The following is a 14,133-nucleotide window of genomic DNA, read 5'->3' as shown; positions in this document are numbered from 1 at the left end:
CAAGATCGTCCCCAAATTCAAACACGTCCGGGAACGGTCCACTTGTTGAGCCACAATTGGCGGCTATACAGGGTTCGGAGATGAGATGAAACTGGCCGCGTGATTCGCTCCATGCCTCGCCCGAGGCGGCATTTGTCGAGCGTCATGCGTCTTGCGGTGGATCAGGACTGCCCATGAGCCCCAAGCCCGCGCCGATCCGGCGGCTTCGGCCACTCATTGCTATTTTCGGCGCTTGCGGATTGCCGTTTGCCGCCATGGCGAACGACGGCTCGTTCGCGGGCTCCGTCACGAGCGCATTCGAGACCATCGTCATCGACGCGACGAAGGCCGCCGCGCAAGCGAAGGCTGCGGCTCAAAACGCGATGGGCTCCGGCAAGAAGAAAAGGAAGTCGCGCTCAAATCAAGAAAAGGCCGCGGAAGATCCCATCGTATCGGAGATCGAGCTCCCGGTCAGAAAGCCACGCCCAGTGTACGGCAAGGCGCCGGAGCAGCCGGCCGCGCCGCCTCCCGCAGCCGCTCCAACGGAAAAGGCGGCCGCTCCGGCCCCTGCGAAGCCCGCCGGAAAGTCCGCCATAGCGGCCGACCCGAAGGCCGAGCCCGCACCGAAAGCCGCAGAGCCCGCTAAGAAGCCGAACCCCAACGAGTGGCCCGCCGAGGATGTGGAGCTTGCACGCGCCCGCTGCACCCAGCTTCTCAAGGGCCTGGATGTGGTGACGGTGCCCGAGCCGCCGATGCGCAAGGGCGACTGCGGCGCGCACGCCCCCGTGCGTCTCATTTCCATCGGCAAGAGCCCGGAGGTCTCCGTCTCGCCGCCCGCGGTCGTCTCCTGCGACATGGTCGTGGCGCTGCACAAATGGATCACCGAGGACATCCAGCCCCTCGCCAAGCGCCACCTGGGCGCCGAGGTGATCAAGATGGAATCGATGAGCGACTACTCCTGCCGCATGGCCTATGGCCGCGTCGGCAACAAGCTCTCCGAGCACGGCAAAGCCAACGCCCTCGACATTCGCGGCTTCATGACCAGAAAGGGCAAGACCGCCGAAGTGCTCGCCGGGTGGGGACCGAACCGGCGCGACATCGCGCGCGAGATCGTGGCCACCAAGCTCGCGGCTGAAAAGGCCGCGGCCGCGAAAGCCGCGGCCGAAAAGTCCGCCGCAGAAGCCGCGGCCCAGGCCGAAGCGGTGGCGGCCGGCAAGCCGATCCCGAGAGCGACCCTCGTCGAAGGCCTGCCGAAGGAAACGGACAAGACCAACCCGCTCGCCAAGCAAGCCGCGCTTCACCTCGGCGGTCCCGAAGCAGATCCCGGCGCGGGCAAAAACGCGAAGAACAAGAAATCCGCCGACAAGAAGAGACGCAAGCAGCGCCGCGGCGAGTTGGACCCCGCCATTCAGGCCGCGCTCCCGGCCGAACGCGCGCCCGCGCGCGACAACACGGCGCGCTTCCTGTACGCGGCCCACGATTCGGCCTGCAAGATTTTCGGCACGACACTTGGCCCCGAAGCCAACGAAGCGCACCGCAACCACTTCCACGTGGACATGGCGCCGCGCAAGTTCAAGAAAATCTGCCGTTGACCCAATTGCCGTGAGGGGCTTGCGCAGGGAAGCGCGAAGCGGGATGGTTCGCCCCCCAACCAATCTCCGACTCCGGGATCGACCGCGTGACCTCCGACAAGCCCTTCTCCGACCGCACCCCGAACGCCCTCGGCGGCTATCCCCTTCAGCGCCCCCGGCGCAACCGGCGCACGAATTGGTCGCGCCGCCTCGTCGCCGAAACGAGCCTGACGCCCGCGGATCTCATCTGGCCGATGTTCGTCATCGAGGGCGACAACCGCCGCGAGCCCATCCCCTCCATGCCCGGCGTCGAACGGCGCTCCATCGACCTCATCGTCGAAGCCGCGCGTGAAGCCGAAACGCTCGGCATCCCCGCCATCGCGCTCTTTCCCAACACGGACCCGAAGCTGCGCACCGGCGACGCGCGCGAAGCGCTGAACCCCGACAACCTCGTCTGCCGCGCCACCCGCGCCGTCAAAGCCGCGGGCCTCGATGTCGGCGTTATTCTCGACGTCGCTCTCGATCCCTACACGAGCCACGGGCACGACGGCCTGCTCGTCGACGGCGAGATCGTCAACGACGAAACGGTCGACATGCTCGTCCGCCAATCGCTCGTGCAGGCGGAAGCCGGCGCCGACGTGCTGGCGCCCTCCGACATGATGGACGGCCGCATCGGCGCGATCCGCCGCGCGCTCGAAGCGGACGGCCACGCGGCCACGCAGATCATGTCCTACGCCGCCAAGTACGCGAGCGCGTTCTACGGCCCCTTCCGCGACGCCGTCGGCTCCGGCGGCCTGTTGAAGGGCGACAAGCGCACCTATCAGATGGATCCCGCCAACGGCGACGAAGCGCTGCGCGAAGTCGCCCTCGACATCGCCGAAGGCGCAGACATGGTGATGGTGAAGCCCGGACTTCCCTATCTCGACATCGTCCGCCGCGTGGTCGAAACCTTCCACGTGCCGACGTTCGCCTATCAGGTGTCCGGAGAATACGCGATGATCATGGCCGCCGCGGAACGCGGCGTGCTGGACGAAGAGCGCGCGATGTTGGAGAGCCTCGCGGCCTTCAAGCGCGCAGGCGCGGCAGGCATCTTCACCTACTTCGCTCCGCGCGTGGCCAAGCTCGTCGGCTGATCAAGAAACGTCAGGTCTCGATCACGCCACCCAGCGCACCGTTCGTGCGCCACGAGAACGGATGCCCCATCAGCCAGCGATAGAGCTTCGGCGCGAAGGGAAGGGCCGACCAGCCCGCGATGTTGATCGTGAGCGCGGCGAGCTGCGGCCCGCCGAACTCCACCCCGATCGCGCCGAGCGCAATCAGCATCACGGACAGCGTCGCCATGGCGGCGAAAACGCCAATGTAGAGGATCATGAACGTCGCATCGTATGCGATCGATCGTTTGTCGGTCATCGGAGGCTCCGCATGTCTCGAATGACAACTGCAAGCGAGCGGCTTTCACGCAGTTCCCAAGCCTTGGCACAACGATACGGTTCCGCGATGAGCGTAAGACGCCATCGCAAGATGCGCCGTGACGCAGCTTTTGTTTGGTTAACATGCCTGAATCGCACATGGCGCGAAACCCGAAACGCGGCGCGATCTCTGCCCCGCAGGCTCTTCGCCCGAAGCGTGAGTCTCGTTGGACACAGAAAGCAGAAACCGTGTGGGTCGCTTGCCCGCCGCATCAGCGGCGGATGCGTCGGCGTGGCTGATCGGCTTGCGCGTCGTACGCGTCATACGCATCGTAGGCGTCCGGCGCGACGCCCTCTTGCGCGCCTTCGGCCGCGGCAGGCGGCATCTGCTGCTGCGCAACCGCGTTGCGCGGCGCAGCGCAATCGGTGAGCCACACGTCGAACACCGGATGCTCGACGGCGTTGAGCCCCGGGCTTTGCGCGAACATCCACCCGCCGAAGATCCGCGTCTGCGTGCCGTCGAGTTGAACTTCCTCCACCTCGACGAAAGAGGTCGTCTTGGGCTGCACGGTGGGCGGGCGCGAATAGCACACGCGCGGCGTCACCTTGAGCGCACCGAATTCGACCGTTTCTCCGATCGGAACTTCGAGCTTGCGGATCGTCGCCGTCACCTTGTCGAGTGCGGAAAAGATCGCGACGCGGTTCTCGATCTTGTCCTCGGCCGCAGCCGGCCAGGCGCCGAGCATCAGGCCCGCGGCGGCGGAAAGCCCGGCCCAGCGCAGCAGCCCCCCGAACGGAGCTGTCGTCTGCTTCGGAACTGACGAAAGACGCGTCATCGAAATGTGCTTGTCCTCAACGCTCACACGATGCCAGCGCATCGCTCGAACTTCTGCGACCCAACGATGGCGCGGGCAAGGCCCACGGATGCGCACGCCATTCGAGCACGCCCTCCGCCCACGCCTACTCGGGACGCCAGGGCTTGTAATCGCCCGTCGCCTTGGGCCGCTGCCCGGAGCCGAGGATCGACCCCGGCGGCCGATAGGCCTCGGGCGTTCCGGTCATGTTCGGCCGATGCGGCTTCTCCCACGGGCGGGGCGTGTAGCGCTCCTCGGTCGGCGGCACATCGACAATGTAATGCAGCCAGCCATGCCACTCGGGCGGCACCTTGGAAGCTTCCGCGAGATCGATGTACGTCACCCAGCGCCGCTGGCGGCCGAGCGGACCGGGACGGCCCTTGCCCTCGATCTGCTCGTAGTAGCGGTTGCCGAACTCGTCGCTGCCGATGAACCGGCCCTGCCGCGCGATCGTGAGCCGCGTGCCCCAGGTATTGCCGCTCCACCAACTGAAGATCTCTTTGAAAAGCCCCATGAAGCTCCCCTCCGCAATCGCGCGAACGCTTGGCTTGGACCGATCGTGCCCCGGACGCTCGTTCGTCCAGGCACGACTCATAGGGCTCGCCGAAGCGCCAGAGCTTGATTTCGGTTCATCCTCAAAAACAATCACGCTCTACCGCGACGCTGCGCCGAACGCCAGCGGGCATTGAAGCGCGGGGCCCTGCGCACGGTCTCCCGGGAGCGAAGCATCGCGCACCACCGCACCGAGTTGCGGACACAGGTATTGCGGCACATTTACAACAAGCAGCCCGATACCCGACAAAAGTGGAATCGGCGTATCCTTCAATCGGCGTTCGGCGACCCCCGGTTTTCGGGCTTTTACACACGCCCAATTTTCAGGCATCCCACGCCGGGCCCGTATTTTCAGGCGATTCCGGCGGTCAATCCCCAACTTGCCAACACCACTAGATATAGATGCGGTTGCCTCTGCGACCTACCAAATCTAGCTCGCCACAGTTTCGCCCTCCCACGAATCGGGATAGCTTCACCTCATCGCCGGACGCGTGGGGGACACTGTCCGCGAGTTCCGAAAGTCGCTTTGCAGCACGTCTCGTATCGCCTGCGTCAACAGCGGCCTGTCGCTGTCCGGGGAACGCCGCACGTCGCGGCGGGCCACGATCGAGGTGTGTCCAGAACAACAACCGCGTCGTCATCCTGTTTTTCGTTGCGCCGCACGTCCGAACACCGAACTGCACGAGGAAAAGATGAAGATCACGCGGCGCTTCACGACGGCCGGCAAGTCACCTTACGACTCCATTGCGTTCCGCCGCGCGACATCCGAGATCAAGAACCCCGACGGCTCCGTCGTCTTCCGCCTCGAAGGTTTCGAGGTGCCGGAGGATTGGAGCCAGGTCGCCGCCGACATCCTGGCGCAAAAATATTTCCGCAAGGCCGGCGTGCCGCGCCACCTCCGCAAGATCGAGGAAACGCAGGTCCCGTCCTGGCTCTGGCGCTCCGTCGCCGACGAGCGCGCCCTCGCCGATCTTCCCGAAGACGAGCGCATGGGCGGCGAAGCCGACGCGCGGCAGGTCTTCGACCGTCTCGCCGGAACCTGGACCTATTGGGGCTGGAAGGGCGGCTACTTCACGAGCGAAGACGACGCCCAGGCCTTCTTCGACGAACACCGTTACATGCTGGCCCGCCAGATGGGCGCGCCCAACTCGCCGCAGTGGTTCAATACCGGCCTGCACTGGGCCTACGGCATCGACGGCCCCGGCCAGGGCCACTTCTACGTCGATTACCAGACCGGCAAGCTCACCGTCTCCGCGTCCGCCTACGAGCACCCGCAGCCGCACGCCTGCTTCATCCAGTCCGTGAACGACGATCTCGTGAACGAGAACGGCATCATGGATCTGTGGGTGCGCGAAGCGCGTCTCTTTAAATACGGCTCCGGCACGGGCTCCAACTTCTCAAGCCTGCGCAGCGCGAACGAAAAGCTCTCGGGCGGCGGACGCTCGTCCGGCCTCATGAGCTTCCTCAAGATCGGCGACCGCGCAGCCGGCGCCATCAAGTCGGGCGGCACCACGCGCCGCGCCGCCAAGATGGTCGTGGTCGACGTCGATCATCCCGATATCGAGGAATACATCGGCTGGAAGGTGAAGGAGGAGCAGAAGGTCGCGGCCCTCGTCACCGGCTCGCGCATCTGCCAGAAGCGGCTCAAGGCCGTGATGAAGGCCTGCGTCAACTGCGAAGCCGATGGGGACGCCTGCTTCGACGCAGCCAAGAACCCTGCGCTTAAGCGCGCCATCAAGGACGCGCGCCGCGACGACGTGCCGATGAACTACGTCCACCGCGTGATCCAGTTCGCGCGCCAGGGCTACAAGGACATCGACTTCGCCACCTACGACACCGATTGGGACAGCGAAGCCTACCTCACCGTCTCCGGCCAGAACTCGAACAACTCCGTGCGCGTGACGGACGCCTTCCTCGACGCCGTCGAGCAGGATCGCACGTGGGATCTCACCGCGCGCACCGGCGGCGGCAAGGTCGTCAAGACAATCCGCGCCCAGGACCTCTGGGAGCAGATCGGGCACGCCGCGTGGGCGTCCGCCGATCCGGGCATTCAGTTCCACACCACCATCAACGACTGGCACACATGCCCGGCGTCGGGGCCGATCCGCGCCTCGAACCCGTGCTCGGAGTACATGTTCCTCGACGACACGGCGTGCAATCTCGCATCCCTCAACCTTCTGACCTTCCGCCGCGAAGATAAAAGCTTCGATACGGATGCCTTCGAGCACGCCTGCCGCCTCTGGACCGTGGTGCTGGAAGTCTCGGTGCTGATGGCGCAGTTCCCCTCGCGCCAGATCGCCGAGCTCTCCTACCGCTACCGCACCCTCGGCCTCGGCTTTGCGAACATCGGCGGCCTGCTGATGGCCTCCGGCATCGCCTACGACTCCGACGAAGGCCGCGCAATCTGCGGCGCCATCTCCGCGCAGATGACGGGCGTCGCCTACGCGACCTCCGCCGAGATGGCGCGCGAGCTTGGCCCCTTCCCGGGCTACGAGCCGAACCGCGACCACATGCTGCGCGTGATGCGCAACCACCGCCGCGCCGCCTACGGCGAAACCCAGGGCTACGAGCGTCTGTCCACGGCGCCCGTCCCGCTGGACGACGCAAGTTGCACAGACGAGAGGCTCGTCGCCGCCGCACGCCGCGCGTGGGACGCCGCCCTCGAACTGGGCCAGGAATGGGGATACCGCAACGCGCAATCGACGGTCATCGCGCCGACCGGCACCATCGGTCTCGTGATGGATTGCGACACCACGGGCATCGAGCCGGACTTCGCGCTCGTGAAGTTCAAGAAGCTCGCAGGCGGCGGGTATTTCAAGATCATCAACCGCGCTGTCCCTGAGGCCCTGCGCACCCTCGGTTATCGCGAGAGCGAGATCGCAGAGATCACCGCCTATGCCGTGGGCCACGGCTCGCTCGCGCAGGCGCCCGCCATCAACCACGGTTCGCTCGCGGCCCGCGGCTTCACGCCGGAGATCGTCCAGAAGGTGGAAGCCGGTCTCGGCACCGCCTTCGACATCAAGTTCGTGTTCAACCGCTGGACGCTCGGCGACGCCTTCCTCACGGGCACGCTCGGCATCCCGGCCGAGAAGCTCGACGAGCCGGCGTTCGACCTGCTCACACACCTCGGCTTCTCGAAGCAGGACATCGAGGCCGCGAACGAGCACGTCTGCGGCGCGATGACCCTCGAAGGCGCACCCCACATCAAGGCCGAGCACCTGCCGGTGTTCGACTGCGCCTCGCCCTGCGGACGCAAGGGCAAGCGCTACCTCTCGGTCACGAGCCACATCCACATGATGGCGGCAGCCCAGCCGTTCATCTCGGGTGCGATCTCCAAGACCATCAACATGCCGAACGAGGCCACCGTCGAGGATTGCAAGGAAAGCTACATGCTCTCCTGGCGTCTCGCCCTCAAGGCCAACGCGCTCTACCGCGACGGCTCCAAGCTCTCGCAGCCTCTGAACGCGCAGGTCCTCGGCGACGACGCGGACGAGCAGGACGAAGCCGCCGAGCAGATGACGGCCGAGAAGCCCGCCGTGGACCGCATCCTGGTCACCGCCGAGCGCCTCGCCCGCCGCGTCACCGAGCTCGAAGCCCAGCTCAAATCCGCGAGCGAGCGCGCCAACGTCCGCTCCAAGATGCCGGGCCGGCGCAAGGGCTACACGCAGAAGGCCTCCGTCGGCGGCCACAAGGTGTATCTCCGCACCGGCGAATACGACGACGGCAAGCTCGGCGAGATCTTCATCGACATGCACAAGGAAGGCGCCGCCTTCCGCTCGTTGATGAACAACTTCGCCATCGCCATCTCGCTCGGCCTGCAGTACGGCGTGCCGCTGGAAGAATACGTGGAGGCGTTCACCTTCACGCGCTTCGAGCCCGCAGGCCTCGTGCAGGGCAACGAGACCATCAAGAACGCGACCTCGATCCTCGACTACATCTTCCGCGAGCTGGCCGTGTCCTACCTCTCGCGTCATGACCTCGCGCACGTCGACCCGCGCGAGATCGTGGGCGAGACGGGCCTCGGCTCGTCCGACGAGGAAACCGACGAGCAGCTCGATCTCGATCTGCCGGCGAGCGTGACGAAGGTCGTGTCGAAAGGCTTCATGCGCGGCAACCTGCGCCTCGCCTCGGGCGGCCGCGCGCACGTCCACGACGCCGATCCTGTCGCGGCACTCGACGACATCGTCTCGTCCTATCCCGCGGTGGAAGGCGCAACCGCCCTCTACACGGACGGCTCGACCGCCTTCAAGGCCGAGACCGAGGTGATGTACCAGCGCACGACCGTCTCCGAGACCAAGCGCGTCTCGTCCGCGCGCACCACGTCGGACCGGATGGCGGAAGCGCGCCTGCGCGGCTACGAGGGCGTCGCGTGCTCCGAATGCCAGAACTTCACGATGGTGCGAAACGGCACCTGCCTCAAATGCGACACCTGCGGCTCGACCTCGGGCTGCAGCTGACGAAAAGAAGGGCGGAGCCGAACGGCTCCGCCCTTTCTCATTTCAAAAGAAGAAAAACGAATTTGGAGCGGGGAGCGAAGCGGCCCAACGTCTGTCGGATACGAAAGGCACCGCGATGCAGAACAGCCTCTTCGAGCTTCTCGAACTCCCTGACGGCCGCGTCTGCGTCGCGCGCCCTGCAACGTGCAATCAAGCGACGCTGATCGCAGGCTCCTTCGCGCGGATCGAAACGGCCGACATCGACACGCACACACCCGTCGGCGTCTATCCCTCGCGCAGCGAAGCGGAGCTTGCCATCCAGCGCGCCGCACCCTCACCGTCAGCCCACGACCCGCTCGCCCCTTTCGCAGCTTGGCGCCGTCCACGCTAAAACGACGGCCGCTCTCGCTTTCGCTCGCGTTCCTCCCCATATGCGCTAATATACAGTCGTCTGCGTATTCGAACGCGTATCCCGTCCCTCGCGCCCTCCGCCGAAGCAAAGCGGAACAGAGGTCGGACCAGCAGACTCACAACCAATCGGGCGCGAAGGAAAGACGGGCATAGAGCGTTGGGTTCGCAGCGGTTCGTTGAACCGAAGCGAGGCGCGCATGGCCCACTACATCCCAGGTTTGTCGCAGATCGTCTCCGGCATACGCGGCGTCGGAAGGCGCGACGTCTCCGAGACCGCCCCCAGCGCGCCCGTCAACGTCAGCCGTCTCGCGGCCCTCATCCCCGATCTGCGCCGCCGGCTTCCCATCGGAACCGCGCTCTCCGACGAGGCCCTGCTCGCGAGCCTCGTCTCCATCGCGCGCCACACATCGGAGGAAGCGCGATGGCGCGCGGCGGAAGCGTCCACACTCGGCCAGCATCTGGCTGTGGGAAGCAGGGATAAGTATCGCGATTTGGTGACTCTGATCGCGGTGTTGCCCAAGCCTTATCTGTGACCCGAGCCGAATCGGTCCACTATTGGACCAACGCGTACAAGTCCTCGAATTCAACGACCGAGCCCGCCGGGATAGGCAGGCTGCCTTCCGTGTTTTGCGTCTGTCCGTTTCGCGTCGAAAAAGAAGCCAGCCCCGTCTCGCGCTCGCCAAGCAATTGGGAGTGTTTCATGTCGCTTGCCGGTCTCCCGGCCCCGCCGTGGTCTACCTTCTGGCAGACCATCTCGACGCGGCCCTCGCCGCCGGGGAGGATCTTCTGAAATCCACGCTGAGCTGGAACGGGGGCGACGCCCGCGCGTCCGATCTCCTGGCTTCCAACCGCCGCGCCGAGCGCGCAGCGGTCGACGCCGTTCGCACGCTCGAACTCATGCTGCTCACCCGCGTCCTGAAATCGCGCGAAAGCGCCCGCGATCTCGCCAAGGCGGACGGCTTCTTCAAATCCATCGCCGGCCTCTACACGAGCGGAACCGCAATCGTTGCCGACGCGGCCCAGGAAATGGCCGACGAAACGGCGTATGCGTTCGATGCCGGTGACGGCGTAACGGGTTATCTCCGCTCGCGCGGGCTGATCGCGGCGGACGAAGCCGCACCTCTCGAAGCCGCTCAGCTCCCGGTCACCGAGGATCTGCTCGTGGCCGGGCGGATGCCGCTCGGCACGCTTCTCGATCTCATCGCGACCTTCCTCGATACGCTTGAGACGCATTACGAATTGTACGATCCGCCGGAGCGGAAGGGCACATCGCCGGCACGCGCCATCCCAGCAGACGCTCTCGTCTGAGCGCACACCGGCCGCGACCGGCGCACGGAAACAACAACGCCCCGGGGATCGGGCTCCCCGGGGCGTTGTCATGAGAAAATGGAGCACCTTCAGTAGTTCCGGCGCGTCACGTCTCCCGCTGCAAGCCGGGCCGCCCCGGTGTGCATATGGCGCGAGAACACCGAGATGTCGTTCGTCGCATCACGTGTAATCGGTGTCGGTCCGGAAACCAGACGCGGCGCAGGCGTGGGCCCTGAAACCAGACGCGGGGCCGGCGTACCCTGCCGCGGCTTCTGCCCGCTCGCCGTTTGCTGGCGTTGCTTGGTCCGGTAGGCCCGCGAGTTGCGGGGCTGATCGCGCTCCACGCGGCTGCGCACCCGAATGGGCTCGCCCGTCAAGTTCTTCGCCGAGTTGGGCTGCCGCTGCGGCTCCGGATCGGCGACATCGGTCGTCTCGATCAAGCTCGCGATCTGAACAGCCTCTACCTCCGATGCTGCCCCGTCGACGGCGGCGACCGCCGTCCCCGGCGTTTCGACAGCCACTTCGACCGCATCGACATCCGCCACCGCCACCTCGACCGTCGGCGCTCCTTGCTCGGCCCAGAGCGCTTCGGTTTCACCCGGCTGGGCTGCAAGAGCCGCTACGGCGGTCGCCGTCTCGACACCCTTCGGCGCGGAAAGCGCGGCAACCGCATAGGTCTGCGCAGCCCCGGCGTGGGCCTCGTCCAAACTTGCGAACTTACCGATGTACCCCGGCACCGCCTCGTAGCGGCGACGCTTCTGATAGGTCGCTTCCGCACGCGTCGGCGCGCCGATCACACGCACCTTGAGATGTGCCACACCGCGGCCCGCAAATCCGAGCTTCTGCGCGGTCGCCTTCGAGACGTCGAGCTTACGGCCGCGCCAGTAGGGTCCTGCGTTGTTGACGCGAACGACGGCGGACTTCTGGGTCGCGGGCGACCAGATCAGCAGCACCGTGCCATTGGGATAGATCGGGCTCGCCGCGTTGTCCGGCGTGTTCGCGCGGAACACCTCTCCCGAAGAGGTCAGGCCGCAAGGGTTGAGTCTGTCCTTCCGGCAGTCGTCGTAGAAAGACGTGTGAAGGGTTTCGTCGCGCCCGACCAGCGCCTTCGTCTCGGCGAGCGTCTTCACGCGGTGGCAAACACGGTTGTAACAGTAGGTCTTGCCGGGCGTCTTGGCCTCGGCCTGGCTGACCCCGAGACCGGCCGTCAGAACGCTGGCCGTCAGCATTGCGCCCCCGAATGCCGGTGCGAGCGAAACAACCGCCGCCCCCCGCAATCCTTGGACACACAAGGCCGCCAGCCTGTTCGCAAGGTCCCTCATCGATCAGCTCCATCGTCGTTGCAACTTTTTGGGTAGGCCTCGTTGGGAAGCCGACGCCCCCGCGCCGTTAACGCTCCCGAGGCGGCAAAAAGCAGGCACAACGAACGATGAAGAGCGGCCAAGTTGCCGCACCATCAAAACCGGGAATTATAAGAATTCCCGCTCCGCGAGCAGGCGGACGAGTGTTTCCCGCGCACTTTCGAGGCGCGCGCCATCCGGGGAGCGAAGCACCAGCTCCGTCCGGTAACCATCTGCGGTAAAAGAAGGATAGCTGCCCATGGCGACATCGGGGTAAGCCGCCTGATGCGCAGCGAAGAGATCGGCGATCTCGCCCTCGGGTTGCCGAAGGACAATCGACACACTGTTTATTTTCGCTCCCGTCCGGAGGCGTTCTGTCGCAGCCTGAAGCATCGATTCCATGATGTCCGGCACGCCGGCGAGCACGAAAACGTTGCCGATGGAGAAGCCCGGCGCCGCCGTGACGCCGTTTGGGATCAGCTCCGCACCTTCCGGAACACGCGCCATCCTGAGCCGGGCGGGCGTAAGCGCGATGTTCCGCGCGGCATAGACAGGCTGCATCATCGCCACCGCGCGCGGATCGATGTCGACGGGCACACCGAACGCCGCTCCGATGCTGTCGGCGGTGAGATCGTCGTGTGTCGGCCCGATGCCGCCTGTCGTAAAAAGATACGTGTAGCGCACGCGCAGCGCATTCACCGCAGCCACGATCTCGCTCACGTCGTCCGGCACGATGCGCACCTCACAAAGCCGGATCCCAATCGCATCGAGGTGCGCCGCGATCGTGCCGATGTTGCGATCCTTCGTGCGCCCGGAAAGAATCTCGTCGCCGATGATCAGCACCGCAGCCGTAATGTCACCACTGTCCGACACGTCACGCCTCTTCGATGTCCCGGCGCCAGCCTAACAAGCCCGCACCTTTGCCGTTGCGCGCCTGCGCATGCTGGCTTACGCCGGGGCTCGCCTCTTGTCCCGCGGCTTTTGGTGCAAACACCTAGCCCTTCACAATTGCTCACCGGATCGCACCTCGCCACCATGAAATTTCCGACACCCCTCGTCCGCGGCCGCCTCGTCCGCCGTTACAAACGCTTCCTCGCCGACGTCGCGCTCGACACGGGAGACGAGATCACGGCGACATGCCCGAACACCGGCTCCATGCGCGGCCTGACCGATCCAGGGTCCGTCGTCTGGCTCTCGGTGAGCGACAGCAAGACGCGCAAGTACGCCCACACATGGGAAATGGTAGAAGCAGACCTCGGCCAGGGCCCGACCCTCGTCGGCATCAACACGAACCACCCCAACCGTCTCGTGGCCGAAGCCGTGAGCGAGGCGCGCATTCCCGAGATCGCGGGCTATGCCACCGCGCGCCGGGAAGTGAAGTACGGCCTGTCGAGCCGCATCGATCTGCTCCTGGAAGACCCGGCCAAAGGTCTCGCCTACGTCGAGGTCAAGAACGTCCACCTCTCGCGAACGCCGGGCCTCGCCGAGTTTCCCGATTCCGTCACCGAGCGCGGCGCCAAGCATCTCCGCGAGCTCGCCGCCATGGTCGAAGCCGGCCACCGTGCCGTGATGGTCTATCTGATTCAGCGCGCGGACGCGGATCGCTTCACCTTCGCAGCCGACATCGACCCGAAATACGCCGAAGCCTACACGCTCGCCTGCGCCGCCGGTGTCGAAGCCATCGCCTACGCGTGCACGCTGACGCCCGAAGAGATCACGATCGCGCGATCCGTTCCGATTGTTGCGCCGCACGATTGATTGCGCGCCGAGCGCGTACGACATCTGATGCGGATCGCCAGGAGCTTTAAATCATGAGCCTGAAATCATGAAGTCCGACAAAGACTGGAAAAAGGAACTGTCGCAAGAGCAATACGCGGTGCTGCGCGAGCACGGCACCGAGCGCGCCGGCACCAGTCCGCTCGATAAAAACTATGCGCCCGGCGAATACCGCTGCGCCGCCTGCGGGTTGCCGCTCTTCTCATCCGAAACAAAATACGATTCCGGCAGCGGCTGGCCGAGCTTCTGGGCCCCGCTCGACGAAGCGGTCGGCACCTCGACGGACTTCAAGCTCATCTACCCACGCACCGAAGTCCATTGCCGCCGTTGCGGCGGGCACCTCGGACACGTGTTCGAGGATGGCCCCGAACCCACCGGCCAACGCTATTGCATGAACGGCGTCGCGCTCGACTTCGTGCCGAAGGAAGACTGAACATCCCCGCCCCTTCGTGTCATCCCGAACGCGCAGAGCGCGATCCGGGACCCAGCGCAAGATG

13 protein-coding genes are annotated in these 14,133 nt (G+C 65.5%); 8 read left to right on the top strand and 5 right to left on the bottom strand.

Translation table 11 applies throughout. The annotated features are described in order from the left end of the window. Window positions 1-173 precede the first annotated feature (173 nt). Both W911_RS18520 and hemB read left to right on the top strand, forming a co-directional pair. Entirely contained in the window at window positions 174-1,571 is a 1,398-nt protein-coding gene (locus W911_RS18520; RefSeq protein ID WP_023787231.1) for an extensin-like domain-containing protein, read from the top strand. A gap of 86 nt (window positions 1,572-1,657) precedes the next feature. After that, entirely contained in the window at window positions 1,658-2,683 is a 1,026-nt protein-coding gene (hemB, locus tag W911_RS08985) for a porphobilinogen synthase (protein ID WP_023787230.1), read from the top strand. Between the two features lie 10 nt (window positions 2,684-2,693). Here the strand turns inward: hemB and W911_RS08980 are convergent, their stop codons facing one another. From W911_RS08980 to W911_RS08970, 3 genes are all read right to left on the bottom strand, one after another. Beyond that, complete coding sequence (locus W911_RS08980; protein WP_023787229.1) at window positions 2,694-2,960, bottom strand: hypothetical protein; 267 nt, start codon at window positions 2,958-2,960, stop codon at window positions 2,694-2,696. 271 nt (window positions 2,961-3,231) lie between these two features. Further along, window positions 3,232-3,837 carry a DUF2155 domain-containing protein gene (locus W911_RS08975; protein WP_023787228.1) on the bottom strand — a complete coding sequence of 202 codons (606 nt, stop codon included), beginning with the start codon at window positions 3,835-3,837 and terminating at the stop codon, window positions 3,232-3,234. A gap of 82 nt (window positions 3,838-3,919) precedes the next feature. Then, the gene (locus W911_RS08970) at window positions 3,920-4,327 is read right to left on the bottom strand and encodes an NADH:ubiquinone oxidoreductase subunit NDUFA12 (protein ID WP_023787227.1); all 408 of its coding nucleotides are present in this window, start codon (window positions 4,325-4,327) and stop codon (window positions 3,920-3,922) included. Between the two features lie 730 nt (window positions 4,328-5,057). On the opposite strand from W911_RS08970, the gene W911_RS08965 reads away from it, so the two are divergent. The 4 genes from W911_RS08965 to W911_RS08950 all read left to right on the top strand — a co-directional run bounded on the left by W911_RS08965 (window position 5,058) and on the right by W911_RS08950 (window position 10,520). After that, entirely contained in the window at window positions 5,058-8,822 is a 3,765-nt protein-coding gene (locus W911_RS08965) for a vitamin B12-dependent ribonucleotide reductase (protein ID WP_023787225.1), read from the top strand. 115 nt (window positions 8,823-8,937) lie between these two features. After that, on the top strand, window positions 8,938-9,192 hold the full coding sequence (locus W911_RS08960; protein WP_023787224.1) for a hypothetical protein: 255 nt from the start codon (window positions 8,938-8,940) through the stop codon (window positions 9,190-9,192). Window positions 9,193-9,409: 217 nt separating this feature from the next. Further along, window positions 9,410-9,745: a hypothetical protein gene (locus W911_RS08955; protein WP_023787223.1), complete on the top strand. Its 336-nt coding sequence runs from the start codon at window positions 9,410-9,412 to the stop codon at window positions 9,743-9,745. Window positions 9,746-9,905: 160 nt separating this feature from the next. Beyond that, window positions 9,906-10,520 carry a hypothetical protein gene (locus W911_RS08950; protein ID WP_144083570.1) on the top strand — a complete coding sequence of 205 codons (615 nt, stop codon included), beginning with the start codon at window positions 9,906-9,908 and terminating at the stop codon, window positions 10,518-10,520. A gap of 89 nt (window positions 10,521-10,609) precedes the next feature. Here W911_RS08950 and W911_RS17360 read toward each other — a convergent pair whose 3' ends face one another. Further along, on the bottom strand, window positions 10,610-11,749 hold the full coding sequence (locus tag W911_RS17360) for a septal ring lytic transglycosylase RlpA family protein (RefSeq protein WP_051388535.1): 1,140 nt from the start codon (window positions 11,747-11,749) through the stop codon (window positions 10,610-10,612). Between the two features lie 240 nt (window positions 11,750-11,989). Next, complete coding sequence (locus W911_RS08940) at window positions 11,990-12,733, bottom strand: competence/damage-inducible protein A (RefSeq protein ID WP_023787219.1); 744 nt, start codon at window positions 12,731-12,733, stop codon at window positions 11,990-11,992. A 162-nt stretch (window positions 12,734-12,895) separates the two neighbouring features. On the opposite strand from W911_RS08940, the gene sfsA reads away from it, so the two are divergent. Beyond that, window positions 12,896-13,618, top strand: a complete 723-nt coding sequence (gene sfsA / locus W911_RS08935; RefSeq protein WP_023787218.1) for a DNA/RNA nuclease SfsA — start codon at window positions 12,896-12,898, stop codon at window positions 13,616-13,618. A gap of 67 nt (window positions 13,619-13,685) precedes the next feature. Beyond that, the gene (msrB, locus tag W911_RS08930; RefSeq protein ID WP_023787217.1) at window positions 13,686-14,069 is read left to right on the top strand and encodes a peptide-methionine (R)-S-oxide reductase MsrB; all 384 of its coding nucleotides are present in this window, start codon (window positions 13,686-13,688) and stop codon (window positions 14,067-14,069) included. Window positions 14,070-14,133: the final 64 nt, after the last annotated feature.

The sequence above is a fragment of the Hyphomicrobium nitrativorans NL23 genome (assembly GCF_000503895.1).
In the GTDB taxonomy this organism is placed as follows: domain Bacteria; phylum Pseudomonadota; class Alphaproteobacteria; order Rhizobiales; family Hyphomicrobiaceae; genus Hyphomicrobium_C; species Hyphomicrobium_C nitrativorans.
This window is presented reverse-complemented; position numbering and strand designations above follow the sequence as displayed.